This window comes from Streptomyces akebiae, from assembly GCF_019599145.1.
Lineage (GTDB): Bacteria > Actinomycetota > Actinomycetes > Streptomycetales > Streptomycetaceae > Streptomyces > Streptomyces akebiae.
On sequence record NZ_CP080647.1, the window covers coordinates 1,542,610 to 1,567,364 of the forward strand.

General features: G+C 72.2%; 22 protein-coding genes and 1 pseudogene. 9 read left to right on the forward strand and 14 right to left on the reverse strand.

Annotated features, from left to right (window positions below):
- Nucleotides 1-12 precede the first annotated feature (12 nt).
- On the reverse strand, nt 13-1,803 hold the full coding sequence (locus K1J60_RS06790; protein WP_220645376.1) for a sugar phosphate isomerase/epimerase and 4-hydroxyphenylpyruvate domain-containing protein: 1,791 nt from the start codon (nt 1,801-1,803) through the stop codon (nt 13-15).
- Between the two features lie 113 nt (nt 1,804-1,916).
- Nucleotides 1,917-2,792 carry a shikimate dehydrogenase gene (locus K1J60_RS06795; protein WP_220645377.1) on the reverse strand — a complete coding sequence of 292 codons (876 nt, stop codon included), beginning with the start codon at nt 2,790-2,792 and terminating at the stop codon, nt 1,917-1,919.
- A 130-nt stretch (nt 2,793-2,922) separates the two neighbouring features.
- Between K1J60_RS06795 and K1J60_RS06800 the strand changes: the two genes are divergently transcribed.
- The 3 genes from K1J60_RS06800 to K1J60_RS45670 all read left to right on the forward strand — a co-directional run bounded on the left by K1J60_RS06800 (nt 2,923) and on the right by K1J60_RS45670 (nt 5,954).
- Nucleotides 2,923-3,588 carry a TetR/AcrR family transcriptional regulator gene (locus tag K1J60_RS06800; protein ID WP_033529682.1) on the forward strand — a complete coding sequence of 222 codons (666 nt, stop codon included), beginning with the start codon at nt 2,923-2,925 and terminating at the stop codon, nt 3,586-3,588.
- A gap of 295 nt (nt 3,589-3,883) precedes the next feature.
- The gene (locus K1J60_RS06805) at nt 3,884-5,224 is read left to right on the forward strand and encodes an MFS transporter (RefSeq protein WP_220645378.1); all 1,341 of its coding nucleotides are present in this window, start codon (nt 3,884-3,886) and stop codon (nt 5,222-5,224) included.
- 43 nt (nt 5,225-5,267) lie between these two features.
- A complete protein-coding gene (locus K1J60_RS45670; RefSeq protein ID WP_259407592.1) occupies nt 5,268-5,954 on the forward strand; it encodes a hypothetical protein in 687 nt (228 codons plus the stop codon).
- 70 nt (nt 5,955-6,024) lie between these two features.
- Here the strand turns inward: K1J60_RS45670 and K1J60_RS06820 are convergent, their stop codons facing one another.
- Nucleotides 6,025-7,140, reverse strand: a complete 1,116-nt coding sequence (locus K1J60_RS06820; RefSeq protein WP_259407593.1) for an ABC transporter substrate-binding protein — start codon at nt 7,138-7,140, stop codon at nt 6,025-6,027.
- Between the two features lie 86 nt (nt 7,141-7,226).
- Between K1J60_RS06820 and K1J60_RS06825 the strand changes: the two genes are divergently transcribed.
- The 3 genes from K1J60_RS06825 to K1J60_RS06835 are packed head-to-tail and all read left to right on the forward strand — an operon-like array spanning nt 7,227 to nt 10,514.
- The gene (locus K1J60_RS06825) at nt 7,227-7,805 is read left to right on the forward strand and encodes a TetR/AcrR family transcriptional regulator (protein WP_220645380.1); all 579 of its coding nucleotides are present in this window, start codon (nt 7,227-7,229) and stop codon (nt 7,803-7,805) included.
- Nucleotides 7,802-9,262, forward strand: coding sequence for an MFS transporter (locus K1J60_RS06830; protein WP_220645381.1), 1,461 nt, complete (start codon nt 7,802-7,804; stop codon nt 9,260-9,262). Before K1J60_RS06825 ends, K1J60_RS06830 begins: the two co-directional genes overlap by 4 nt.
- A gap of 25 nt (nt 9,263-9,287) precedes the next feature.
- On the forward strand, nt 9,288-10,514 hold the full coding sequence (locus tag K1J60_RS06835; RefSeq protein ID WP_220645382.1) for a serine hydrolase domain-containing protein: 1,227 nt from the start codon (nt 9,288-9,290) through the stop codon (nt 10,512-10,514).
- Between the two features lie 76 nt (nt 10,515-10,590).
- Here the strand turns inward: K1J60_RS06835 and K1J60_RS06840 are convergent, their stop codons facing one another.
- From K1J60_RS06840 to ribA, 4 genes are all read right to left on the reverse strand, one after another.
- Nucleotides 10,591-11,742 carry a saccharopine dehydrogenase family protein gene (locus K1J60_RS06840; protein WP_220645383.1) on the reverse strand — a complete coding sequence of 384 codons (1,152 nt, stop codon included), beginning with the start codon at nt 11,740-11,742 and terminating at the stop codon, nt 10,591-10,593.
- 7 nt (nt 11,743-11,749) lie between these two features.
- On the reverse strand, nt 11,750-12,790 hold the full coding sequence (locus tag K1J60_RS06845) for a saccharopine dehydrogenase (RefSeq protein ID WP_220645384.1): 1,041 nt from the start codon (nt 12,788-12,790) through the stop codon (nt 11,750-11,752).
- Nucleotides 12,787-13,932 (reverse strand): NAD(P)/FAD-dependent oxidoreductase, encoded by a 1,146-nt coding sequence (locus tag K1J60_RS06850; RefSeq protein WP_220645385.1) that lies wholly within the window; start codon nt 13,930-13,932, stop codon nt 12,787-12,789. The genes K1J60_RS06845 and K1J60_RS06850 overlap by 4 nt, the downstream gene beginning before the upstream one ends.
- A gap of 184 nt (nt 13,933-14,116) precedes the next feature.
- Nucleotides 14,117-14,776 (reverse strand): GTP cyclohydrolase II, encoded by a 660-nt coding sequence (gene ribA / locus K1J60_RS06855; RefSeq protein WP_033529694.1) that lies wholly within the window; start codon nt 14,774-14,776, stop codon nt 14,117-14,119.
- 78 nt (nt 14,777-14,854) lie between these two features.
- Between ribA and K1J60_RS06860 the strand changes: the two genes are divergently transcribed.
- Nucleotides 14,855-15,646, forward strand: a complete 792-nt coding sequence (locus K1J60_RS06860; RefSeq protein WP_220645386.1) for a creatininase family protein — start codon at nt 14,855-14,857, stop codon at nt 15,644-15,646.
- Nucleotides 15,647-15,711: 65 nt separating this feature from the next.
- Here K1J60_RS06860 and K1J60_RS45675 read toward each other — a convergent pair.
- From K1J60_RS45675 to K1J60_RS06880, 5 genes and pseudogenes are all read right to left on the reverse strand, one after another.
- Nucleotides 15,712-17,091 (reverse strand): annotated as a pseudogene (locus K1J60_RS45675) (lysylphosphatidylglycerol synthase domain-containing protein); the annotation flags it as partial.
- A complete protein-coding gene (locus K1J60_RS06865) occupies nt 17,088-18,122 on the reverse strand; it encodes a methyltransferase domain-containing protein (RefSeq protein ID WP_220645387.1) in 1,035 nt (344 codons plus the stop codon). The gene K1J60_RS06865 and the pseudogene K1J60_RS45675, both read right to left, overlap by 4 nt.
- On the reverse strand, nt 18,119-19,363 hold the full coding sequence (locus K1J60_RS06870) for a glycosyltransferase family 4 protein (RefSeq protein ID WP_220645388.1): 1,245 nt from the start codon (nt 19,361-19,363) through the stop codon (nt 18,119-18,121). The genes K1J60_RS06865 and K1J60_RS06870 overlap by 4 nt, the downstream gene beginning before the upstream one ends.
- Nucleotides 19,360-19,758, reverse strand: a complete 399-nt coding sequence (locus K1J60_RS06875) for a 6-pyruvoyl trahydropterin synthase family protein (RefSeq protein WP_220645389.1) — start codon at nt 19,756-19,758, stop codon at nt 19,360-19,362. The genes K1J60_RS06870 and K1J60_RS06875 overlap by 4 nt, the downstream gene beginning before the upstream one ends.
- A gap of 168 nt (nt 19,759-19,926) precedes the next feature.
- Nucleotides 19,927-20,907: a zinc-dependent alcohol dehydrogenase gene (locus K1J60_RS06880; RefSeq protein WP_220645390.1), complete on the reverse strand. Its 981-nt coding sequence runs from the start codon at nt 20,905-20,907 to the stop codon at nt 19,927-19,929.
- A 106-nt stretch (nt 20,908-21,013) separates the two neighbouring features.
- On the opposite strand from K1J60_RS06880, the gene K1J60_RS06885 reads away from it, so the two are divergent.
- Nucleotides 21,014-21,868 carry a CDP-alcohol phosphatidyltransferase family protein gene (locus K1J60_RS06885; RefSeq protein ID WP_220645391.1) on the forward strand — a complete coding sequence of 285 codons (855 nt, stop codon included), beginning with the start codon at nt 21,014-21,016 and terminating at the stop codon, nt 21,866-21,868.
- A 460-nt stretch (nt 21,869-22,328) separates the two neighbouring features.
- Entirely contained in the window at nt 22,329-22,868 is a 540-nt protein-coding gene (locus tag K1J60_RS06890; RefSeq protein ID WP_220645392.1) for a phosphoribosyltransferase family protein, read from the forward strand.
- Nucleotides 22,869-22,892: 24 nt separating this feature from the next.
- On the opposite strand, the gene K1J60_RS06895 is transcribed toward K1J60_RS06890, so the two are convergent.
- Nucleotides 22,893-23,363 (reverse strand): GNAT family N-acetyltransferase, encoded by a 471-nt coding sequence (locus K1J60_RS06895; RefSeq protein WP_220645393.1) that lies wholly within the window; start codon nt 23,361-23,363, stop codon nt 22,893-22,895.
- 300 nt (nt 23,364-23,663) lie between these two features.
- Nucleotides 23,664-24,704 carry a LacI family DNA-binding transcriptional regulator gene (locus tag K1J60_RS06900; RefSeq protein WP_220645394.1) on the reverse strand — a complete coding sequence of 347 codons (1,041 nt, stop codon included), beginning with the start codon at nt 24,702-24,704 and terminating at the stop codon, nt 23,664-23,666.
- Nucleotides 24,705-24,755: the final 51 nt, after the last annotated feature.

Here is a 24,755-nt window from a genome sequence, read left to right on the forward strand (position 1 = left end):
CCGCGACTCCCCTCATCCGACCGGTCGTCGGACGTGCTGGGCGGCGAGGCGCACGGGCGCGTTCTGCGCGCCGTAGCCCTGGTACCCGGCGTCGCGCTGGACGAGTTCGAAGAAGACCCGGCCGACGGTCTCGGTGTAGCAGTGGCGGAACCCACCCCCCGCGTCACGGTCGTAGAGGATGCCGAGCTCCCGGTACGTCTCCAGCTCTCCCTCGGCGAACTCGAACCGTGCGGCCAGGTCGTCGTGGTAGTTCGCGGGGACGGCCAGGAGCCGGCCCCCGGCCGCGCGGAAGGCACGGGCCGCGGCGACGACGTCGTCCGTGGCGAGGGCGATGTGCTGGGCGCGGGCGGTGTCGTCGGTCGGGGCCGGGCCGACGCTGAGGGCGATCCGGACGCTGCCGTCGTCGTTGGTCACCGGACGGCTGCGGAACAGGCCGTAGGGGTCGGCGACGTCGACGCTGTCGCTGGCGTGGAGGCCGAGCACCGTTCGGTGGAAGAGGGCGGCCTCGTCGAACTGGTGCCAGGGCTGGGTGAGGGCGAGGTGGTCCACGCGGTGGACGTGGCCGGCGGCCTCCGGGTGTGCGACGGGCCGGAAGTCCCCGGTCCAGCTGGGGAGTTCGGGGCGGTCTGTCGCGCAGAAGAAGAGTTCGGTGCCGTCGGGCGCGGCGACCGCGTCGAGCGGCGCGTCCTCGTCGGCCCGGCGGCGCGGCAGCACCGGCGCGAGCAGGGCCTCGGCGCGGCGGGCGGCGCCGGCCGGGTCCGGTGATTCGAGTCCGATCGCGGCGAGTTGGGTGCCGTCGCGCCGGGCGGCGGGGCCGGTGTTGACGAGCACCCGTGCCTCGCCCTGCTGCCAGAGGTCCACCGGCTTGCTGCGATGGCGTGCGGTGCGGGCGAAGCCGAGCGCGCCGAGCAGGGCGGCCACGGGTTCGGCGTCGGGGGTGACGAGTTCGGCGAAGGCGACGCCGGTGGGCACCACCCGCCGCGGCAGCGCGGCGATACCGGCCGCCTCCTGGAGCATCAGCAGCGATCGGTGGGCGTCCACGGCGGTGGGGCCCGCCTCGGCCTGCCGGAAGACGTCGTTGAAGACCTCCAGCGACAGCGGCCCGTCGTATCCGGCCGCCCTCACGTGTCCGACCAGCCCGGTGACGTCGAGGCCGCCCTGCCCGGGGAAACAGCGGTAGTGCCGGCTCCACTGCAGCACGTCCATCGCCATCAGCGGGGCGTCGGCGAGCTGGAGGAAGAAGATCTTCTCCCCCGGGATGTCCTCGATGCCCTTGGGATCGGAGCCCCGGGCCAGGATGTGGAAGCTGTCCAGGCACGTCCCGAGCGCCGGGTGGTCGGCTTCCCGCACGATGCGCCACGCGTGGTCGTACGTACTGACATGCCGCCCCCAGGCCAGCGCCTCGTAGGCGACCCGGATCCCGAACTCCTCGGCGAGGGTGGCCAGTTCACGCAGCTGGTAGGCGGCGAGCGCGTCGTCGTCCGCGGCGAGCGGATGGACGCTGGAGCAGACGAGCACCGTGTCGCAGCCGAGCCGCCGCATCAGCTCGAACTTGTGCCGGGCCCGCCGCAGGTTCCCTTCGAACACCTCCGCCGGCACGGCCTCGATGTCCCGCATCGGCTGGTAGAGATCGATGCTCAGCCCCAGATCCGCGCAGCGCGCCCGCACCTCCTCCGGCGCGAGCGGACTGGCCAGCAGATCGTTCTCGAAGATCTCCACCCCGTCGAACCCGGCGCGCGCGGCGGCGGCGAGCTTCTCGGTGAGGGACCCACTGAGGGAGACGGTGGCGATGGACGTACGCATCGGGAAACTCCTTAGAAGCGAGGGCCGCGCCCCGCCTCGTAAGGGGCGCGGGGAACTGCGCGACCAGCCACGACGAACCCGCGGCCGACACGCCTGACCGACCATCGCGGCGCTCAGTTACGTGCTCTCGCGACCCCGGCCAACTCGGCGATGTCGGCCAGCATCCGAACCGCGTCCGGCTCACGCCCGGTGAACAGGCGAAACGCGTCGGCCGCCTGGAACACGGCCATCCCTCCGCCGTCCAGCGTGGCGCAGCCGAGCCCCCGGGCGACCCGCAGCAGCTCGGTCTCCAACGGCCGGTACACCACCTCGGCCACCCAGAGCCCCGGATGCAGGAACTCCGCGGCGAACGGCAGTCCCGGGTGCGCGGCCATCCCCGTCGGGGTCGCGTGGACGACCCCGTCGGCCGCCCGCAGCAGCGTCGGCAGCGCGTCCGGCGGCGCCGCGGCGGCCCGCCCCGGACCGAAGTGCCGGTTGAGGGAGGCGGCGAGGTCCGCGGCCCGGTCGGGCATCGCGTCGACGACGGTGACGTGCTCGGCGCCGAGGGTGAGCGTGGCGTGGGCGACGGCCGCGCCCGCGCCACCGGCGCCCAGCTGCACCACCTTCTCCAGCGGCGCGTCGGGCAGCCCGCGCGCGAAGGACGCGGCGAAGCCGGTGACGTCCGTGTTGTGGCCGACGGCGCGACCGTCCTCGAAGACGACCGTGTTGACCGCGCCGAGCGCGGCGGCCTGCGGGGCGAGCCCGTCGAGGTGGTCGATGACCAGCTGCTTGCACGGGTGCGTGATGTTCAGCCCGTCGAAGCCCAGGTCACGCGCGGCACGCACCAGGTCGCCCACCGCCTCCGGCCCGACACCGAGGCCGTCGATGTCGATCAGCCGGTACAGATAGCGCAGACCCTGCCGGTCGGCCTCCCGCTCGTGCAGGGCGGGGCTGAGGGACGGGCCGATGCCGGAGCCGATGAGGCCGACGAGATACGAGTCCTTGGCCACAGCGGCCCTCCCGCGAGATCTAATGTACGAACTAGTACGTTAGTAATAGCAGCCGACCCCTCCCAAGGGAAGACCGTCGCCGCAGCTCCTAGAATCACGGGCACCGGCCGCACTCGCCCGAAGGAACCCGATGACCAGCGTCGAAGAACCGGCACGACCGAACGGGCGCATCCGTGACGCCGCCCGCACCAAGGCCGAGATCCTCGACGTCGCGACCAAGGAGTTCGCCCGCTCCGGGTTCGCCGGGGCCCGGGTCGACGAGATCGCGGCCCGGACCCGCACCACGAAGCGGATGATCTACTACTACTTCGGCGGCAAGGAGCAGCTGTTCACCGCCGTGCTGGAGCGGGCGTACTCCGTGATCCGGCAGACCGAGCAGGAGCTGGACGTCGAACATCTGGACCCGGTGGCGGCCATTCGCCGGCTCGCCGAGGTGACGTTCGACCACCATGAGGCGCACCCCGACTTCATCCGCCTGGTCAGCATCGAGAACATCCACGAGGCCGAGCACATCGCCTCCTCGGAGATGCTCGCCAAGATCGGCTCGCCCGCACTGGACGTGATCCGCCGGATCCTGGAGTCGGGCCGCGAGTCGGGCCTGTTCACCGCCGACGTCGACGCCGTCGACCTGCACGCGATGATCAGCGCGTTCTGCTTCTTCCGGGTGTCCAACCGGCACACCTTCGGCGCCCTGTTCGGCCGCGACCTGATCGACGCCGGACGCCGCGACCACTACCGCCAGATGCTCGGCGACATGGTGATCGCCTATCTGACGGCGGACCGCGCGGCGGACTGAGCGGCACCAGCGGCGGACCGAGCGGCACCAGCGGGGCGCGGCACACGGTCTCGGTCGGGTATCGGCCACAGGATCCTCCGGCATGACCTCTTGACACCCGGGAAACGTCGGCGCAACATCCGTAGCCAACCGCTACTAACTATCCAGTGCGTTAATTAGCCCGGGTAGCACCCGGCACGGCCGCCCCGTCACCCCAGGGGCCCGGCCCCTCCCCCCATGTGATCCACCCTGCCCAGCCTTGCCTTCCTCCGCTTCACTCCCCTCTCATGGGGGAGATCCTTCGAAGGAGCACGCCGTGTCCGTCCCCGCCGCACCTCCCGGCCAGCCCAAGAAGGCCGCCACGGCCGCCTGGATCGGCAGCGCCCTGGAGTACTACGACTTCTTCATCTACGGCAGTGCCGCCGCCCTGATCTTCCCGACGGTCTTCTTCGACGAGTCCGACCCGGCCACGGCGACTCTGCTCTCGCTGGCCACGTTCGGTGTCGCGTACGCGGCGCGGCCGATCGGCGCGCTGTTCCTCGGTCACTACGGCGACCGGCTGGGCCGCAAGAAGATCATGGTCTTCACGCTGATCCTGATGGGTGTGTCGACGTTCCTGATCGGCTGTCTGCCCACCCGCGACCAGGTCGGCACGCTCGCCCCGGTCCTCCTGGTGATCTGCCGTGTCCTGCAGGGCATATCGGCGGCCGGTGAGCAGGCCAGCGCGAACTCGATGACGCTGGAACACGCGCCGTCGGACCGGCGCGGCTTCTTCACCAGCTTCACCCTGAGCGGCACGCAGGGCGGTCAGTTGCTCGCCACCCTGGTCTTCATCCCCATCGCCGCGCTCCCCGAGGACCAGCTGCTCTCCTGGGGCTGGCGCGTCCCGTTCTGGATGAGCATCGCGGTCGCCGTCGTCGGCTACGTCATCCGCCGCACCCTGGACGAGACCCCGGCCTTCACCCAGCAGACCGAGTCCGAGGGCGTCGCCAAGCTGCCGCTGGCCATCCTGATGCGCGAGCACTGGGCGGACGTGCTCCGGGTGATCGCGGGCGCGCTGGTCGCCTCGGTCTCCACGATCTTCACCGTGTGGGCGCTGGCGTACGGCACGAGCGAGTCGGTCGGCCTGTCCCGTTCCTCGATGCTGTGGGTGGGCGCGCTCGCCAACCTGGTCGCGCTCGGCGCGATCCCGCTGTGGGCCACGCTCTCCGACCGCATCGGCCGCCGCCCGGTGTTCCTGATCGGCGCGGCCGGCAGCGCGGTGATGATGTTCGTCTACCTGTGGGCGATCTCGACCGGCGCCTACCCGCTCGTCCTGGTCCTCGGCGTCGTCACCTTCGGTGTCGTCTACAGCGCCGCGAACGGCATCTGGCCCTCCTTCTACGGTGAGATGTTCTCCACCCGGGTCCGGCTGTCCGGCATGGCCATCGGCACCCAGATCGGCTTCGCCATCGCCGGTTTCGCCGTCACCTTCGCCGCGCAGATCGCCGGTCCCGACGGCGACGACTGGTTCGCCGTGGCCCTCTTCACCACCGCCCTCTGTGTCCCGCCGGTCCTCGCCGCCCTCACCGCCCGCGAGACCCACAAGATCCCGACCGACCTCCTCGGCACGCGCACCCCGCGCGAGAAGAACGACCGGGAGCGCGTCGCGGCCTGAGCCACGGCCCGGTCCCGCCCCCGAGTCCCCGGACACCCGCGAGGTGCCCGGGGACTCCCATGTGGTGCCGGTGCCGCGCGCCCCCGAGGGAAGGCGCGCGCAGCTCGGCGGGATGATGGTCGCACCGCCACGACCACGCGGCACCACGGCAGGGGGCGATGTGAAGCGCGGCGAGGACCCTTACAGAACCAACCCGCCCCCGTGGCAGCAGTGGCCTTCGGCCGAGACGAGCCGACGGCGCCGGCGGATCGCTCTGCTCGTCCCGCTCGTCGGCGTGGCGGGGTGCGGCCTGCTGTTCCTGCTCGGGGTCGGCGCGTTCGCCGTGCTGTTGATCGTCAGCCGGCTGTCGGTCCCCATCCCCGACGGCGAACCCCTGGCCATGAGCACGGCCGAGATCAGGGGGACATGGGTCGACGAGCGGGGCGGGCGGCTGACGCTCCGAGAGAACGGGACGTTCGCCTCGGACGGGATCTGCGGCGACTTCAGCGACGGGGACCTCAACGCCGCCGTGGCTCCGGATCCCGGCGCGGGCACGTGGGAGCTCCACACCACCCACGGCCCCTCATCGGGCACACCCTCGTCGGAGGTACAACTGGCCTTCACACCCGGCACGGTGTGGACGGAGTATGAGGCCCGGGGCACGAAGCGGGACCCCGTCCTGTGGATGTACATCGGCGACCCGGACAACGGGGAGCTGTGTGTGCTCGAACGCGCGGAGACCTCCGGCTGAGGCACCCGGCGGTGGCGATCGACCTGCCGCTCGCCCCATGCCGCTCGACCAGTGCCGACGAGCGGGCCGCTCAGCCGCTGTGCAGGACCCGCAGGCGTAGCGGTACCGCCGGATCCTGGTCGACGACCAGGACCGGCGCCTCGGCCCACTGCCACACGCCGACGCCCGGCACCCGGGAGAAGCGGATCCGGCCGCGCGTCCCCTCGACCGTGACGCGCGGCCAGGACGCGGCGATGCCCGCCCGGTCCGTGCCGTGCGTACGCATGGCCTCGGCGAGCACCACGACCGTGTCGTAGCCCTCGAAGGCGACGAAGGAGGGCGCTTCGCCCAGACGTTCGCCGAGGATCCTCCCGACACGTGAGCCGAGGGGACCGAGCCGGTCGGGCAGGTAGCTCAGGAACGGCACTCCGGCACCCTCGTCCCCCAGCGACGTCACCCAGTCGGCGAACTCCGGCTGCCCGGCCGGAGCACCGATCAGCACCTCGGCGAGGCGACGGTCACGGCGGACGGCCCGGACGATCGGCACGGCCGGCTGCGGATGGCCGACCAGCAGGAGGAGGGCCGTCGCGCGCCGGTCGACGAGCGCGTCGCACACGTCCTCGGGGGTGAGCGCGCCGCTGTCGAGTTCGTCGACGGTGCCGCCGTACGCGGTGAGGTGGTCCCGCAGGACGCGGGTCCCGGCCGCCCAGTAGACGCTCGGCTGGGTGACGACGGCGATACGGCGGTGCCCCGTGCCGAGGAGGTGGTCCGCGTAGATCCGCCAGCCCCGGGACTGCGGCGGGGAGAGGCGTGCGACCAGGTCCGTCGGGTGTTCGGTGAGCGCGTCGAGGACCGCCGACGAGCAGAGGTACGGCAGGCCGAGGGCGTGCGCCCGTTCTGCGGCGGCGCGGGCGACGACGCTGTGGTACTCCCCGACCAGGGCGGCCACGCCCAGCTGTGCCAGTTCGTCCACGGCCGCCGAGGCCCGCCGCGGGTCGGCGGCGGTGTCCCTGACCACCAGTTCGAGGGGTCGCCCGGCGACACCGCCGGCGTCGTTGACCTCGCCCACACCCACGTCGAGACCGGCGAGCAGGTGCCGGCCGGCCTCGACCCAGCCGGGCCGGGTCAGGGGGGCGAGGGCGCCGATCCGGATCGGTCCACCGGTGTCGTCCGCGTACCGGTCCGGGCCGGGCTCGCCTGTGATCATGCCGGACATTGCAGCCGCCGTCGCCCCCGACAGGCAACCGAATATCGCGGTAGACAGTGTCTACTCCCCTTTGGTAGACAGTGTCTATGAACGAACGTGACACGGGACTGCGATCCCGACTGGTCGACGTCGGCGTCGAGTTGGTGACCGCCGAGGGGGTGCAGGCCCTGTCGCTACGGGAGATCGCCCGGCGGGCCGGGGTGTCGCACGGGGCGCCGCGCCGGTACTTCCCGACGCACCTGGAGCTGCTGTCGGCCATCGCGCGCCGGGGGTTCGAGGAACTGGCGGGCCGGGGGGTCGCGGCGCTGGGGGACGGCACGGCGGGTCCGCGTGAGCAGATCGCGACGCTGGGGCACGTGTACCTGGAGTTCGCGCTGACCAACCGCGGCATGCACGAGCTGATGTTCCGTCACGATCTGTTGGAAAGCAACGAGTTGGGGTTGCGCGACGCCAGTCTCCCGATCTTCGCGCTGCTGGTGGATCTCGTCGGGCGGGCCCGGCCCGACGCCGACGCGCGGCTCGTCGCGGGCGCGCTGCTGGCGAACCTCTACGGCCTCGCCCAGCTGTGGACCTGGGGCAGCCTGCAACTCACCACCGAAGCGGACGACTTCGTACCCCTGCTGCGCACCGCGCTGGACGCGCATCTGGGGAGCGAGGGCCGGTGACGGCACCCACGGCGCAGGCCGGGGTCGACCGGCACGGGACCGTCTCCGCGTCGCACCGCCGCCTCACCCTCGCGGGCAGTGTGCTCGGCGCCGCGCTCGTCGCCCTCGACGGAACGGTGCTGACCATCGCCCAACCGACCCTGCGGCGCGACCTGGACGCTTCACTGACCGAGGTGCAGTGGACCAGCACCGGATATCTGATCGCGGTGGCCGGGCTGTTGGTGTTCGCGGGGCGGCTGGGTGACCGGTTCGGCCATCGACGGGTGTTCGCCTGGGGTGTGCTGGGGTTCGGCGCGGCCTCCGCCGGGATCGGGTTCGCGCCCGGTGTGGGCTGGGTGATCGGGTTGCGGGTGGTACAGGGCGTCTTCGGCGCGCTGCTGCAGCCCGCCACGCTGGGCATGCTGCGGGCCGCGTTCCCGCCCGACCGGCTGGCCATGCCCATCGCGCTGCGGACCAGTGCCGTCGGGGTGGCGGTGGCGGCCGGTCCGCTGGTCGGTGGTGTGCTCGTCGACCGGCTGGGCTGGCGGGCGGTGTTCTTCCTCAACGTCGTACCGGCGCTGATCATGGGCCTGCTGACGCTGGCGGTGCGCGCCCCCGGGGCCCGGCGGACGCGGTCGGCACCCGGGCCCCGCCTCGATCTGCCGGGCGCCACGCTGTTCGCCGTGGCCCTCGCGGCCCTCGTGCACACCCTGGTCGGGGTGCCGGAGCACGGCTGGACGGCCGCCGACGTGCTCGGTCTGTCGATCGCCGTCGGCGCGACGGCTGTCCTGGTCCGCCATGAACGGCGGACCAGGGACCCGTTGGTGCCGTCCGCCGTGCTGGGCTCGGCCACCGTGTGCGCGGCGCTGGGGGTGCTGGTGGCCGCCTCCGCGGCGATGCTGGGGGCCCTGTTCGTGTGCGGCTTCGTCCTCCAGGACGGGCTCGGCATGGATCCGCTGCGCACCAGCCTCGTCGCGCTGCCCGGCGGCGTGGCGATGGTGCTCGGGGCACCGCTGTCGCCCGTCCTGCTGCGCCGGTGGGGCGCCCGTGCGACGGCCCTCACGGGGACCGTGCTGCTCACCGCCGGTGTGCTGGCGCTGTCCCGGCTCGGCCCCGGAATGCCGACGGTACTGATCGGGGGCGGGTTCCTGCTGCTGGGGGCCGGGTTCGGCGCGCTGATGGTCACCGCGACCGCCGTCGTCGTACGGCACGCGCCGCAGGAGGCGGCCGGGGTTGCGGGCGGGCTCCAGCAGACCGCGATGAACGTCGGCCCGGCGCTCGGTGTGGCGGCCGCGACCACGCTCATGCCGCTCGGCACGGGTCCGGCGCTGCTGCTCCTGGCCGCCGTGGCCGCGACGGGTGCGCCTCTTGCCCTGCGAATGCCCCGACCCGCCCGCCCCGCGAGGGATGGAACGCGATCAGTACGGAACGATGAAGACAAGAAGCGTGAAGGCGACGAGCATGATCGCGAGCCGTGACCCGGGCCACCGGAGGAGAACCACCATGGAACGACTGCGCCGAGAGGTCGAACCGCGCGAGGCCGGCCTCGACCCGAAGACCCTGGCCCGCCTGGACGAGTACCTCGCCCTTCAGGTCGACGAGGGCCGCCTGCCCGGCTACCTCCTCTCCCTCGCCCGCGGCGGTCGCGTCGCCCACCTCACGACGTACGGACTGCGCGACCGCGCGGCACGGCTGCCCGTCGAGACGGACACGCTGTGGCGGGTGTACTCCATGACCAAGCCGGTCACGTCCGTCGCCGCGCTGATATTGGTCGAGGAGGGACGGCTGTCGCTCTCCGACCCGGTCTCCCGCCACCTCCCGGAGTTCGCCGAACCCCGCGTGTACGAGTCCGGTGAGGGCACCGACGTCCGGACCCGGCCGGCACGGCGGCCCCTCCTCGTCCGCCATCTGATGACCCACACCTCGGGCCTGACCTTCGGCTTCTACTACGACCACCCGGTGGACGCGCTCTACCGCGACGCGGGTCTGGAGAACTCCGTACGGCCCGGTGCCACCCTGGCGCAGACGATCGCGGAGTACGCGCGCCTGCCCCTGCAGTTCGAGCCGGGCGCGCAGTGGAACTACTCCGTCTCCACCAACGTCCTCGGCCGGATCGTCGAGGTGGTGTCGGGGCAGGACCTCGACGCGTTCTTCGCCGAGCGGATCCTCGGCCCGCTCGGCATGACGGACGCGGGCTTCCAGGTGACCCCCGACCAGGCGGAGCGGCTCGCCGAGCTGTACGGGGAGCAGGAGGACGGCTCGATCGCGCCGGTGCCCGGTCTGCCGGTGCGCGGCCGGCCGCGTTTCCTGTCCGGCAGCGGCGGGATGGTCGCCACCGCCCGGGACTACCACCGGTTCGCCGAGTTCCTGCGGCGGCGCGGCGAACTCGACGGCGTACGGCTGCTGTCCCCCGAGTCCGTGGACATGATGGCCACGAACCAGCTGCCGGGCGGAGTCGACATCCACACGTACGGCAGCCCGTTCCACCGGCAACCGGGCAATGTGGGCGTCGGTTTCGGGCTCGGGGTGTCCGTCGTGATCGACCCCACCGTGACCGAGTCCCCCTCCTCCCTGGGGACGTTCGGCTGGACCGGGGCCGCGACGACGATCTTCTGGGTGGATCCGCGGCGGGACCTGACGGTGCAGTTCATGACGCAGGTGCGGAGGCGGTCGTCGTTCTCGGTGTATCCGGAGTTGAAGCGATCGGTTCATGAGGCCGTGGTGGGCTGATCGTGGTCCGGATGCCGGCCGGTGGGGGCTTGTCGCGCGGTTCCCCGCGCCCCTCAAGGGGCGCTGCGCCTGGCCTCTAGTCGGTTCGCGCCGTGAACTCCACACCCGCCTCGGCCAGTTCGGCGAGCCAGGCCTGTGAGCGCTCCCCCGTCTCCGCCGCCCTGCACAACCCCGTCGGCAGTGAGCCGTCCAGGATGTGGCCCACCCCCAGGGCGAGGGGGCGGGACACCAGGCGGGCCATCGCGCTCTCCTCCTCGGTGCCGACGGCGTCGAGGAGGTAACGGCCGGACCACTCCTCGCCCGCGCCGGTGCGCACGTCGAGGGAGACGGCGAGGACGACGCGGTCGCGGTCGGCGTCGGTCGTCGGGTAGCGCGCCGCCAGGTCCTTCGCCAGCTCCGCGATGCTCCGGTCGTCGCCGCGTTCCAGTTCCGCGAAGACCGGGGCCCAGGCGGTGAGCCAGCCGTCGAGACGGAGGGTGCCGCGGACGAAGGTCCTCGGTGTCCAGGCCGCGGGCAGACCGTACTGGGCGACGAAGGGGACGCTGTCACGGTTGGGGTAGGCCTCGAAGGTCTCGCCGTCGACGACGTGGGCGCGGGTGGCCGTCCAGGGGCGGTCAGCCGTCCTCTCGGCACCGTCCTCGATGTAGCGGGCCGGTGAACGCAGGGCGCCCAGGACGCCGGCCGGGGCCCAGCTGAAGCGGTACCTGAAGTCGTTGGGGACGGCCGGGACCCCGCCGCAGTACGAGGTGAGGGTGTACGTGGCGGCGGTCTCCGGGCCGATCGCCCGGACGGCCCGGTCGATCAGGCTGTGCGCGAAGAGGTGGTCCACGCCCGGGTCCAGGCCGGCCTCGGTGAGGACGGTGACACCGGCGGCCTCGGCCGCCGGCACCTGGTCCAGGACCGCGTCGGACACATAGCTGGAGCAGGCGAAGTGGGCCCGCGCCCCGACGCAGGCGCCGAGCAGCGGGGCGTGGTCCGGCGCCGGGAGCATGGAGACCACCACGTCTCCCGGGGCGAGGTCCGCCACGAGCGCGGGCAGCGTGTACGCACGGGGCTCGGCCCGTCCCGTCAGCCCCCGTGCCGCCAGCGCCTGTTCGGCACGCTCCTCGGTGCGGTGCCACAGCCGCACCCGGGCGGCGGTGTCGCACAGCACCGCCAGGCCGCTGCCCGTGGACAGGCCGGCACCGACCCAGTGGACGGTACCGCTCGCGGGGACCACCTCGGTCATCGGGCAACTACCCTTCTGTGAGGCCCAGTTCGTCGCTCGCCCTACGGAATCGCTCCAGGCAGCGCCCCCACGCCCCACCCGTCTCGAAGTCCAGCAGCTGCGGCAGCAGCGCCGCCGAGAAGTCGGTGCTCGCCTCGCGGGGCAGCAGGGAGGGCAGGTTGTCGATGGCGATGAGATCGAGCGGGGGGTGTTCGCGCAACCGCCGTACCGGGCGGTCCCATTCGGTGGTCGTGTCGTAGACCGGCAGGACGTTCATGGGCGAGCCGACGTCGACCGTGACGTCCGAGAGGGTACGGAGCCGGCGGTCCGGGTCGTCGAGGTCCTTGTCCGTCAGGAACGGCGGGACGGGGCTGGTCGTCAGGACGGTGTTGACCAGCAGCTCGTGGGCCAGCAGGGCCGGTCGGTCCAGGTCACGGGTCTCGGCCAGGTCCCAGCAGGTGGGCTCGACGCCGGCCTCGCCGAGCGCGACCCGCGCACCCCGTCCGCTGCGGCCCAGGGCGCCGATCACCAGCGCGGTCACCTCACCCCGGGACGCCCGGAGTTCGGCCTCCATCTCCTCCTTGGTCGTGGGGACGAGCGGGGCCCGGAGCGCGCCCCGGTGGTGGAGCACGGCGAGGGCCGCGCCCAGATAGCCCGCCCAGAAGCCGAAGGCGGCGAGCCTGCGGCCCTGGTCGTCCACCAGGTACTCCAGGTCGAGCAGCGCCCCGCCCCCGGCCGCGAACCTGCGCAGCAGCGCCTCGGCACCGGGCTGACCCTTGTAGGCGTGCCCGAAAAAGATATGACGATGCGTCAGTTCGGCTGGCTCGTCCGGCAGTTCCTTGAGGCCCACGATCACCGCCCGCGCCGATGCCGACACCCACGAGCCCGCCTCGGCGACCTGGCAGCCGGCCGCCTCGTACTCCTCCCCGGGGAAGATCCGCTGAGGGGAGTCCTCGACGGTGATCCGGACACCGCTCTCGACGAGCCGCCGGGCGTCGGACGGCACGATCGGGGTGCGCCGTTCGGTGGTGCGGGTCTCGTGGCGCAGCCACAAGTGGAGATCGGTCATACGAGGTTGGCCTCCGGGCGCAACGCGTCGGCCGTGAACCGGTCGACGTTCAAGGGGCTGATGTCGACGAAGGGTACGCGGCCCAGGTACAGGTCGCGGACCACCTCGCCGACCGCCGGGCCCTGGAGGAACCCGTGGCCGGAGAACCCGGTCGCGTACAGGAAGCGGGAGCAGGAACCGGCCTCGCCGATCAGGGCGTTGTGGTCCGGCGTGATCTCGTACAGGCCCGCCCAGCCGCCCGTGCGCCGCAGGTCGAGCAGGGCGGGGGCGCGGCGCCGCATGGCCTCGTACAGGCGGGGGATCCAGCGGTCGTGGGTGTCGGTGGCGAAGCCGGGCCGTTCGTCGGGGTCGGACATGCCGACGAGGAGGCCGGGGCCCTCGGTGTGGAAGTAGAGGCTGCTGGTGAAGTCGATCGTCATGGGGAGGTGGGGCGGGAGGCCGGGGACCGGTTCGGTGACGGCGATCTGTCGGCGCAGGGGTTCCACCGGGAGGTCGACACCGACCATGGCGCCGACGGACCGGGACCAGGCGCCGGCCGCGCACACGACCGTGTCGGTGACGATCCGCCCCTTGCTCGTGACCACCGCGGTGATGGTGTCCCGCCAGGTCTCGATACCCAGGACCTCGCAGTTGCGCAGCACGGTCGCCCCGTGGCGGCGGGCCCCGGCGGCGTAGCCGTGGACCACCGACTCGGGGGTGCAGTGCCCGTCGTCGGGCGAGAACGCGGCGGCCAGCAGGCCCTCGGTGGAGATCAGCGGGGAGAGCCGCCGGGCCTCTTCGGGGTCGACCATGCGGCTGGGCACACCCAGATCGTTCTGGAGCTGGACCCCCGCCTCGAACTGGGCGACCTCGTCGGGGGTCGTCAGGAGGAAGAGGTAGCCGACGCGGTGCAGGCCGATGTCGTGGCCCAGCTCCTGCCGGAAGCGGCCGAACGCCTCCAGGCTCCGGGCGCCGAGCTGGATGTTGAGTTCGTCGGAGAACTGCGCGCGGACCCCGCCGGCGGCCCGCGCCGTCGATCCGGAGGCCAGTTCGTCGCGTTCGACGAGGACGACGTCGTCCACTCCGGCGGCGGCCAGGTGGTAGGCGATGCTCGTCCCGATGACTCCTCCGCCGATGACGACGACCCGTGCGCTGCGGATCACGAACGCTCCCTTCGTCCGACCGTGGTCGCGATGCCCGACGGAGTCAGGTCTTCCACCCCGGGCGAACGTTCATGCGGGGCGCCCGGGTACTTGCCCGAAGGGGCAGGCGTACGGGCCTCCGGGCGGGCGCGGCGGCCGGTGTCGAAAGTCGTCTCCGGGACGGCCGCCGCGCGGACCCCGGCGCTCAGGACGAGTGGACCACCGCGTCCAGGTGGGGCAGGTAGTGGTCGAGCCGCTCCCGCTTGGTGCGCAGGTAGGTGATGTTGTCCTCGCACGGGGTGATGAGCAGCGGCACCTGCTCGGAGACCTTGATGCCGTGGCGCAGCAGCGCCTCCCGCTTGCGCGGGTTGTTCGACATCAGCCGGACCGACCGTACGCCGAGGTCGTGCAGCATCTCGGCCGCCACCCGGTAGTCACGGGCGTCCACCGGCAGACCGAGGGCGAGGTTGGCCTCGACGGTGTCCAGACCCTCCGCCTGGAGCTTCATCGCCTGGAGCTTGGCGAGCAGGCCGATGCCGCGGCCCTCGTGACCGCGCAGATAGACGAGAATGCCGCGCCCCTCGGCGACTATCGCCCGCAGCGCGCTGTCGAGCTGCTCGCCGCATTCGCAGTGCTGCGAGCCGAACGCGTCACCGGTCAGGCACTCCGAGTGCAGCCGGATGAGAATTCCCTCACCGCCGCTGATGTCGCCGTACACCAGCGCCACTTGTTCTTCGCCGCGGTCCTGGTCGAGATAACCTACGGCCTCGAAGTCGCCGTAGGTGGTGGGCAGAGGAGCGTTCACCACGCGTACGGCGCCGGAGGACTGGGCATTCGTGCCGAGTACACCAACATTTTCTGTCATGATCTGGTTCCTATCTGGTGAGTCCTGACGTCATGCGAAAATGACGGAGCATCAGCAGAGACGAAAGGCCGTGAAAAGATGAGCAGTTCGAGTCTTGTTCCGACGGACACCACCGCGGACGTCCGGGAGAGGGGGGCGGCGGCGGGGCGACAGGTCGCGGTGCTTCCGGTCGGCAGCTACGAGCAGCACGGTCCGTATCTGCCGCTGGCCACCGACACGCTGGTCGCCTGCGCGATATCCCGGGAGATAGCCGCCGCGTACCCGGTGCACCTCCTGCCGCCCGTGACCATCGCCTGCTCGCACGAGCACGCGGCCTGGCCCGGCACCGTCAGCATCTCCGCGACGACGTTGCACGCGATGGTGAGCGACATCGCCGCCTCCCTGCGCCGGTCGGGCGTCGAGGCGCTGGTGGTGGTGAACGGCCACGGTGGGAATTACGTTCTGGGCAATGTCGTCCAGGAATCCACCGCGGCGGGACATCGAATGGCGCTTTTCCCGGCGATGGAGGACTGGGACGCCGCCCGCGAACGGGCGGGCGTCCAGACCTCGTTGCTCAGTGATATGCATGCGGGAGAAATTGAGACCTCCATACTTCTGCATTGCCATCCCGAATTGGTCCGACCCGGTCACGAGACCACCGATTTCCTTGCCGACGACCGCCGTCATCTCCTCTCCCTCGGCATGTCGGCCTACACCGATTCCGGTGTCATCGGCCGTCCGTCCCTGGCATCCGCCGCGAAGGGGAAGGAGTTGCTGGCAGGGTTCGTGGAATCCTTCGGAGCGTACTTCTCGTTGGTCACCTCGGACGGCTGGGGCAAGGGTCCGGTTCCGACCGACGCCTCGCCCGACGCCTCCCCCGCGGGCGACTGACGGCGGGCCCGCAGGGAGCCGTACCAGCGCGCGACGAGCACGAGGGCTCCCGGCAGGGCGGCCGCGAAGCTGAGCACACCGTAGACGACGGCCACGGTCAGCCCCTGCGAGGCGCCGAAGCCCGCGGCGCCGAAGGACCAGGCGGTGACGCCCTCCCTGGGGCCCCAGCCACCGACGTTGAGCGGCAGGCTCATCGCGATCAGGGCAAGCAGCGCGAGGGGCAGCAGTTCCAGCGGGGTGGCGGCGGAGCCGGCGACGTGCGCGGCGAGCAGGAACGTGGCCACGTATCCGGCCAGTACCGCCACGGACGAGATCAGCACGGCCGGCCCGCTGTCGCGGTTCAGCAGCACGCCTCGTGCCTCGGTGAGGACGGCCCTGATCCTGCGGCCCCGGCCCTTCGCGCCGGCGCTCGGCCTGCGGCCCATCCGGACCGCCGCCCAGATCGCGAGCGCGCCCAGCGCGGCGAGCGCCGTCACACCGGCCGCGTGGCGGGTCTGTTCCAGCACGGGAGACGGCAGCACCAGCAGGACCGTTACGCCCACGACTGCCAGCACCAACTGGCCCGCGGTGCGCTCGATCACCACCGCGCGCACGCCCCGGCCCATGTCGCCGGAGCTCTGCCCGTGCCGCACCGCCCGGTGGACGTCGCCGAGGACACCGCCGGGCAGCGCCGCGTTGAGGAAGAGCGCCCGGTAGTAGTCCGCGACGGCCGGACCGAGCGGCAGCCCGAGCCCGAGCGACCGCGTCACCGCGCACCAGCGCCACGCGCTGAACACCGTCGTCAGCACGCCGATCCCGACCGCCGCCGCGAGCGTCCCGCCGTCGATCCGCCGCAGTCCGTCGACGAACACGCCGGTGCCCATGCGCCAGAACACGACCGCGAGGATCGCCGTTCCGGCCAGGGTGCCGAAGTGGGTGCGCAGGACGCGGACGAACGTGGAGGCGGGCCGGGACGTGAGGGGGCGTTCCGGTGCCGCGGAGGGCACCGGGGTCGCCTCGGAGGACGCCGGGGCTGCCTGGGAAAGGGCCACCGCGGCCCCGACCCGGCTCCGGCCACCGGCCGATTCATGGGCCACCGGCACCGCGCCGGCCACGTCCGCCGCATCCACCGCGCCGGCCACGTCCACCGCGGGCGCTGTCGAGCCGGCGGTCCTCGGGGACCCGGTACGGCCGTACGGCGCGGCCGGGGGCGTCGCCGCCCCGTAGGCCCGGTCCGTGTGGGAAGCGGTCGTCGAGGCCGCGGCCTCCGGCGAACGCGTGCCCGCTGCCGCCGCCACGGACGGCGGTTCGGGTGAGCGCCCGCCGGGCGTGAGTGCGCGCACCCTCGCCCGCGCACCCGGCGTGCCCGCCTTCACTCGGGCCCGGACTCCGCGCGGGCGTACGCGTACGCGGTCCCCCGTCGCCGGTGGACGGGCCTCGACCGTCTCCTCCACGGGTGCCGTCATGAGGCTCCGCCCCTCGGTCGGGGCAGCGCCAGGAGGTCGCTGTGGTGCACGACGACGCGGAGTTCGCCGGCCTCGTTGGCCGCGAGGCGGTCGAGCAGGTAGGCGTCGGCGCGCTCGGTGAGTTCGGGGCGCTGTTCGCAGGCGGCACCGACCCAGCCGCGCAGCCACTCCTCGGTGAGGGCGGTGTGCCGGGTGTCGAGCTGCCAGGGGCTCGGGTGGACCCGGACCGTGGCGCCCTGCTGGGCGAACGCCTCACAGGCCATGGTGATCGCGTCCGGGCCGAGCAGATCACTCGCGCGCTGGTGGGCGTTGAACGCCTCGGCGATCTCGGCGTCCATGGGGTGCGCGGGGACGAGGTCCACACGGCCCACGACCGAGAGCGTCAGCAGCGCGGGCACTCCGGCGCCCGCGCAGGCCGCCGCGAGCCCCTCGATCTCCTCACGGGTGAGGACGTCGAGCAGCGCCGACGCCGTGACCAGCGAGGCACCGTCGAGGTCGGCCGCCGTCAGCCGCCCGATGTCACCGCGCCGCGTGGTGACCGTGACCGGGCTGCCGTCGGCGGCGGCGCGCGGCGCCCGCGCGACGGCCAGCCGCAGCAGGTTCGGGTCCTGGTCGTGCAGCACCCACCGCTGGGCACCGTCCAGCCGGGGCGCGAGCCAGCGGCCCATCGAGCCGGTGCCGCAGCCGAGGTCGTGCACGGTCAGCGCGATGGCACGACCGGGCAGGTTCGCGAGGCGGATCCGCAGCGGGTCCAGCAGATCCGCCGCACGGGCGTCCGCGTCCGCGCTCTCGCGCAACTCCAGCCACTGCGGCGCGTACTGATGGCCCTCGGGCGCCGGCGTGTCTCCCCCGCGTCCCGCCATGCTCAACGCCCCGCCGGCGGCGGGCCCGGCGGCGGGCGTGGTCCCACCGGCCGCGGCCGACCCCGCGGCGACCGGCGTACCCGGCGAGGGGCTCGCCCCCGTGGGCAGCGGTCCGCCCGTCGACAGCGGCCCGCCCGCGGACATGGTCATATCGGCAGAAGTGGTCATGCGGCCCTCCGAGGTTCGTGCCGTAGCCGGCCCAGGACATGGGCGAGGCTGCGGGCCGTGGTCGCCCACCCGTCCAGCGCGGCCCTGCGCCCGCGCGCCGCCGCCTTCAGCCGGCGCCGTACGTCGGCCTCCCCGAACCAGCCGCGCAGCTCCGCCGCGATGGCCGCGGGGTTCTCCGGCGGGACCAGGATGCCGGGCACGCCTCCGTCGGGGGCGCGGCCGACGGCCTCGGGGAGACCGCCGACGTCCGTGGCCAGGACGGGGATTCCACGGGCGAGGGCTTCGGTGACCGCCATGCCGTACGTCTCGGCGTACGAGGTGAGGACCATGAGGTCGGCGGCGGCGTAACTGGCGTCGAGTTCCGCGCCCGCCTGCGGTCCGGCGAGGTGGAAGCGGTCCTCCAGGCCGAACTTCGCGATCAGCGAGCGGATGTGCTCGACGTACTCGGGCTCCTGGTCGAGGCCGCCGACCAGTACGCAGCTCCAGCGCAGTTCGGTGACGGTCGCCAGGGCCTCCACCAGCCGGTGCTGCCCCTTGCGCGGGGTGACCGCGGCCACGCACAGCAGCCGGGAGACGCCGTCGGTGCCGGAGGCGAGGGGCGCGATGTCGGCGCCGGGGGCGGCGACATGGACCCGCTCGGGGGCGAGCCCGTGGTGTGACACGAGTCTGCGGACCGCCCACTCGCTGGTCGCGATCACGGCGGACACACCCCGCAGGGTGGTGCGCTCCTTGGCGTCGAGTTCGGCGGCGATTTCGGGCTCCAGGCCGGTCTCGTCGCCGAGCGGCAGATGCACCAGCACGGCCAGGCAGAGGCGTTCGGCCTCGGGCAGGATGATCTCGGGGACGCCGCAGGCGACCAGTCCGTCGAGGAGGACGACCGTGCCGTCGGGGAGCTCGCTCAGCGTACGGGCGAGTTCGGCGCGGGCCGTGTCACCCGGGCTCGGCCAGCTGCCGTCGATCGCGTGCTTGTGCACCTGCCAGCCGAAGCCGGGCAGATCGAGGCAGATCCGCCGGTCGTAGGCGTTGCCGCCGCTGGGCCGGGTGGGGTCGTCGACGCCACCCGGCATCACGAAGTGCACGGAACGCAGCGACATGGGGATGATCGCGGCGTTCTTCAGTGCCGCGTTCTGCACGGGCACATAGCCGAGCCGCACTTGCTCTCCCCCGTCCGCCCGCACAGCGCTGCCGTATGCCTGGGCGGTGGTGCCGACGGCCGCCCGGTCGATGGTCACGTCGGTCACAGGGCACGCTCGTAACTCGCCCAGGCGATGTGCGACTCGTGCAGGGTGACCGTGAGGCCCGCGATGCCCTTGGCGTTCTCCCCGAGGGCGCCCTTGTGGATCCGCTCGGCGAGGCGGTCGGCGATCACCTTGGCCAGGAACTCCGTGGAGGTGTTGGTGTGGGCGAAGGCGGGCTCGTTGTCGAGGTTGCGGTAGTTCAACTCGCTCACCACGGCACCGAGCTCCTGGGTGGCCAGCCCGATGTCTACGACGATGTTGTCGTCGTCCAGTTCGGCGCGCCGGAAGGTGGCGTCCACGAGGAACGTGGCGCCGTGCAGGCGCTGCGCGGGTCCGAAGACCTCCCCGCGGAAGCTGTGGGCGATCATGATGTGATCGCGAACGGTGATGCTGAACAACGGACGACCCTCCAGTGCGGTACGTCTGCCCCCGGGCCGGGGCATGCCGTGTAGTACGGCTGCTCCCTACCCGTTGTTCAGCCGAGTTTTCCGGTTTCTTCGGAGGTAATCGTTCCGTTCGGGCAGTTCAGGGGCGGTGGGGCGAAGCGGAACGCTCAACTCACTGGCTCACTCGACGTCGTAGCGCACCCGGTGGCACATCCCCGGCAGCTCTCCGCTCGCGAGCTTCGGCAGGACGTCCGGGAGTTCCTCGAAGGCGCATTCTCCGGTGACGAGGGCGTCGAAGCGGGCGTCGGCGAGGAGTTCGAGGGCGAGCGCCAGCCGGTCCGCGTACGTACGTCCGACGCGTCCGGCCGGGGAGACGGTTCCCACCTGGCTGCTGCGGATGGTGAGCCGGCGTGAGTGGAAGGCCTCGCCGAGCGGCAGGGCGATCCGACGGTCGCCGTACCAGCTCAGCTCGATGACCGTGCCCTCGGCTGCGAGGAGTTCGAGGGAGCGTACGAGGCCCTGTTCGTTCGCGCTGGCGTGCACGACGAGGTCGCACTCGCCGAGCGCCTCCTCGGGCAGCGCGAAGTCCACGCCGAGGGCGCGGGCGATGTCGGCGCGCGCCGGGTCCGCGTCGACGAGCTGGACGCGCACGCCCGGGTAGCGCGCGAGGAGTGCGGCGACCGAGCAGCCGACCATGCCGCCGCCGACGACGGCGATCCGGTCCCCGATGAGGGGCGCGGCGTCCCACAGGGCGTTGACGGCGGTCTCCACGGTCCCGGCCAGGACGGCTCGTGCCGCCGGAACGGACTCCGGCACGACGGTGACGGCGCTCACCGGAACGACGTAGCGGCTCTGGTGCGGATACAGACAGAAGACGGTCCGTCCGACCAGTGCGTCGGGCCCCTCTTCCACCCGCCCGACGCTGAGATAGCCGTACTTCACGGGAGCGGGAAAGTCGCCCTCCTGGAAGGGCGCGCGCATGGCCGCGCGCTGGTTCTCGGGCACTCCGCCGCGGAACACGAGCGTCTCGGTGCCCCGGCTGACTCCTGAGTACAGCGCGCGGACCAGGACCTCCCCGTCGGCGGGTGCGGCGAGCGTCTCCTCACGGATCTCGCCGTGCCCGGGTGAGCGTAGCCAGAAGGCATTGGCTGTCGGTTTCATGTGCGTCTCCGTGAACGGTCGAGCGGTCAGCCACGTACGCAGCGGTGGGAGTCGCGGACACGGTACGCGGCGATGATCCACTTGTCACACGTTCGGAAGGTATGCGGTGGCCCTGATCAACACATACGACGGCCGACTGTTGCTGTCGGAGACGACGGTGGGCGCGGGTGCCCAGGTGCTGCTCCTCGCCTTCCTGGGCACGGCGATCGGACTGGGCCCGGCGGGCTGGCTGACCGGACTGGCCTTCGGGCTCGCCACCTGGGCGGTCCTCAACCGCGCCCTGCTGCGCACCAGGACGCGTACCTTCGGCCCCGCCAACCGCGTCACGCTCGGCCGGGCGATACTCGTCGGCGCCGTCACCGCGCTGGTCGCCGACTCCTTCCAGAGCTCGCCGCCCGTCTCGCTCTTCGTCGGCCTGACCGCCGTGGCGCTGATCCTCGACGGCGTCGACGGCAAGGTGGCCCGCCGGACGGGGACGTCGACCGCGCTGGGCGCCCGCTTCGACATGGAGGTCGACGCGTTCCTGATCCTGGTGCTGAGCGTGTACGTCTCCATGTCGATGGGCCCGTGGGTACTGCTGATCGGTCTCATGCGGTACGTCTTCGTGGCCGCCGCGAAGGCCGCCCCGTGGCTGAACAACTCCCTGCCGCACAGCATGGCCCGCAAGACGGTCGCCGCCGTCCAGGGCGTGTTCCTGCTGGTCGCCGCCTCCGGTCTGCTGCCGTACGAGGCGGGCTTCGGCCTGGTCGCGCTGGCGCTGGGCTCGCTGCTCTGGTCGTTCGGGCGGGACATCGTCTGGCTGTTCCGCAACCGGGAGGGCCTCGGCGAGCAGGCGACGACGGCGACCGTGCACGAGCCGATGGCCCCGGTGACCGTGAACGAGACGGTGACCGTGGCCATGGAGACGTCCGCCGAGCGCCGGGCGGGCGAGCGCCGGGCGGCCGAACTCGTCACGAGCTGACGGGGACCGGGCCGGGCGGTGCGGGAGCGGGTGGACACGGTCGGGGTCCACGACCGATGTACCGCCGTACGTTTCGGGCGGCTTGCGTTCTGGGCCGGTGTACGTTCGACCAACGCCGGCACCAGGCATGGGAGCACGGCGGAGCACCAGCCCTGGAGACGAAGGGGCAGGCGTCCGGGCCCGAGCTCAGAGACCGAGGCGGTCAGCCCGGCTCAGCCACATCGGAGTACGGCTCGACGAAGAGACAGAGATCCCCATTGCCTGCGTTCTCCACAGGCAGCCTGCTGCGTCCCACTCGTCCCCCTCCCTCCCCCTCCCTCCCCCGACCACCACTCCGCCGCACAGTATCCGCCTGCACCGGCGCCAAGCATCAGCCGAATGTGAGCGAGCGGACTCGCGCCTGGCCTGCCGGGGAAGAAATGAGTTGTCGTGACGCAGTCGGGCCGCGACACTCGCGACCATGACGGACCCAGCCCGGGACCTGACACTCAGCCACTTCCGGTGGATCGACGGCCACGCCGATGTCTGGAAGATCTTCCGCGACCCGGACGCGCTGTCCGGCGTGGTCAGGGGGCTCGCGGCGACATTCGAGAGTGAAGGGATCACCGCTGTCTGCGGCATCGAGTCCCGGGGTTTCCTCCTTGGCGCCGCGGTCGCCCTTGAGCTCGGCGTCGGCTTCATCGCTGTACGCAAGCAGGACGGTCTGTTCCCCGGTGAGAAGATCACCAGGCGGACGCCGCCCGACTACCGCCGTCTTCGCCATGAACTTCGCATTCAGCGCGCCTCGCTCACGGCAGGCGACCGGGTGCTGCTGGTCGACGACTGGATCGAGACCGGCAGCCAAGCAGCCAGCGTCAAGTCCATGGTCGAAGAAGGCGGAAGTCGTTGGGGCGGTTGCGCTGTGATCGTCGACCAGACATCCGAGTCATGCCGCCGGAGGCTGGACGTGCGCGGCCTGGTCAGAGCGGCCGAGCTCCCCGTATGGAGCCCGCGGCGCTAGGGGACCCCTAGGGCGGCGGCATGCTCAGCTCAGCGTCAGGCGCACCAGGTCGATCTCCTCGTCACGGGCCCGGGCGAAGCACCGGCTCTTTCCGGTGACGACGAACCCGCACTTCTCCAGCACGCGGATGGAGCCGGCGTTATCCGCGGCGGCATCGGCGTGCAGCGGCCGCGCGGGCTCCAGCTCGATCAGTTCGGCAAGGGCCGCGGTGGCAATGCCCTGGCCCCAATGGGTTCGCCCGATGACATACGTGACCTCGCGCTCCGACGGCGGACCGAAGACAGCGGCGTGCCCTGCTACAGCGCCGTCGGCGAGAACGGTTCGCAAGATCACGGACGGGTCCGAGCGCACCTTGGTCCAGTGCCGGTCGAAGTGGCCACGGTCGTAGTGATACTTCCGGGTCACAGCGGCCATCTGCCGCAACTCGGAATCCGTCAGCTGCTGCCAGAAGATCGGCAGGTCACTGTCCTCAGGTTCGCGCAGGGATATGCCCATGGGCGCAGTCTCACTCTCCAGATGATCGGTACCCGGGTAGCCGGCTCAGGCTAGGCCGAGGTCGCAGTTGCGGGACAGCCTTGAGCTGTGCCATCTCATGAGGTCGGCACCACAGGAGGTTCAGAGCACAGAGCAACTTTCGGTGAGGGCGGAGACCCTCGCCGAGTGGCAGTCGGAGGCACCGGTCGTGGTCGCCGACGCAGGCCACGACGTCGGCGCGGCCGCGGGCAAGCAGTGGCACCCTCCCCCGGCCCCGCCCCCGGAACAGCCACACACAGCCCACAACCTGACGAAGCACTGTCAACCGGTGACCGCACCGGCCCCCGGCGGCATGTTGTACGGCGTCACCACCTGGATCGCCGACGGGAGGAACGGGCCCTCGTCGGGCAGGGCCCGGTGGGCGCGCATGATCACCTGACAGGCGCGGCGGACGTCCTGGCGGAGGTCGTGGTGGAGCACGGCGGAGAGTCGGTGCTCGCGCAGCAGCCGGGTGTTGTCGTGGTCGAGGTCGTGGGCGACGAAGACGTGCGGCTCGCGGCCGAGCGCGGCGAAGGCGTCGAGCGTCGCGGTGTTGCCGCCGCCGATGGAGTAGACGGCGGCGATCCCCGGCTCCCGCTCCAGCGCGCCCAGGACGAGGTCCCGCTGGGTCGCGTCGAGGCCGTCGCTGTCGGTGACCTCCACGAGGGCCCGCTGCGGCGCGACCGCCCGCATCACCCCGCGGAACCCCATCTCGCGCTCCTCCTCGTTGCGGTAGAAACTGCGGCTTATCGTCACCAGGACGGCGCCCGGCCGGTCGCCGAGCCACTGCCGGAGCAGATACGCGGCGGTCGCCCCGGCGGCCCGGTTGTCGATGCCGACGTACGCGCAGCGCGGGCTGTTCGGCAGGTCCGTCACGTAGGTGACCACCGGGACCCCGGCCGCGACCAGCCGTTCGACGGCGGCGGTGACCTCCGGAACGTCCGGCGCCTTGAGGATCACGCCCTGCGAGCCGCGCCGCCCGATCCGGTCGAGCACCCGCACCATCTCCGAGGCCGACCCCGTCTCCCGGAAGTGGAAGCGGGACCGCACGACCGCCGGGTGCAGGGACGGCAGCTCGGCCTCCAGCGCCTCGCGGACCGCCGTGGAGAACCGGTCCGGGGTCTGCATCACGATGTCGACCATGAAAGTACGCCCGCCGATGCGCACCTGCGTCCGCTGCCGGTCCAGGTCCCTCACGGCCTGGTGCACCTCGCGGGCGGTGCTCTCCCGCACCCCTCCCCGGCCGTTGAGGACCCGGTCGACCGTGGCCTGGCTCAGCCCGGCCTGCCGGGCGATCTCACGGATCGTGTAAGGGTGCGCCATGGCGGTGTGTCCTGGATCTCGATGGTGGGCGACGGTGGGCGACGGTGAACC

Coding starts and splice junctions, on each gene's coding strand:
- K1J60_RS06860 (WP_220645386.1), top strand. CDS start 14,855: ATGAGCAGTTCGAGTCTTGTTCCGACGGACACCACCGCGGACGTCCGG.
- K1J60_RS06800 (WP_033529682.1), top strand. CDS start 2,923: ATGACCAGCGTCGAAGAACCGGCACGACCGAACGGGCGCATCCGTGAC.
- K1J60_RS06895 (WP_220645393.1), bottom strand. CDS start 23,363: ATGGGCATATCCCTGCGCGAACCTGAGGACAGTGACCTGCCGATCTTC.
- K1J60_RS06835 (WP_220645382.1), top strand. CDS start 9,288: ATGGAACGACTGCGCCGAGAGGTCGAACCGCGCGAGGCCGGCCTCGAC.
- ribA (WP_033529694.1), bottom strand. CDS start 14,776: ATGACAGAAAATGTTGGTGTACTCGGCACGAATGCCCAGTCCTCCGGC.
- K1J60_RS06840 (WP_220645383.1), bottom strand. CDS start 11,742: ATGACCGAGGTGGTCCCCGCGAGCGGTACCGTCCACTGGGTCGGTGCC.
- K1J60_RS06865 (WP_220645387.1), bottom strand. CDS start 18,122: ATGACCACTTCTGCCGATATGACCATGTCCGCGGGCGGGCCGCTGTCG.
- K1J60_RS06825 (WP_220645380.1), top strand. CDS start 7,227: ATGAACGAACGTGACACGGGACTGCGATCCCGACTGGTCGACGTCGGC.
- K1J60_RS06890 (WP_220645392.1), top strand. CDS start 22,329: ATGACGGACCCAGCCCGGGACCTGACACTCAGCCACTTCCGGTGGATC.
- K1J60_RS06845 (WP_220645384.1), bottom strand. CDS start 12,790: ATGACCGATCTCCACTTGTGGCTGCGCCACGAGACCCGCACCACCGAA.
- K1J60_RS06790 (WP_220645376.1), bottom strand. CDS start 1,803: ATGCGTACGTCCATCGCCACCGTCTCCCTCAGTGGGTCCCTCACCGAG.
- K1J60_RS06900 (WP_220645394.1), bottom strand. CDS start 24,704: ATGGCGCACCCTTACACGATCCGTGAGATCGCCCGGCAGGCCGGGCTG.
- K1J60_RS06820 (WP_259407593.1), bottom strand. CDS start 7,140: ATGATCACAGGCGAGCCCGGCCCGGACCGGTACGCGGACGACACCGGT.
- K1J60_RS06880 (WP_220645390.1), bottom strand. CDS start 20,907: ATGAAACCGACAGCCAATGCCTTCTGGCTACGCTCACCCGGGCACGGC.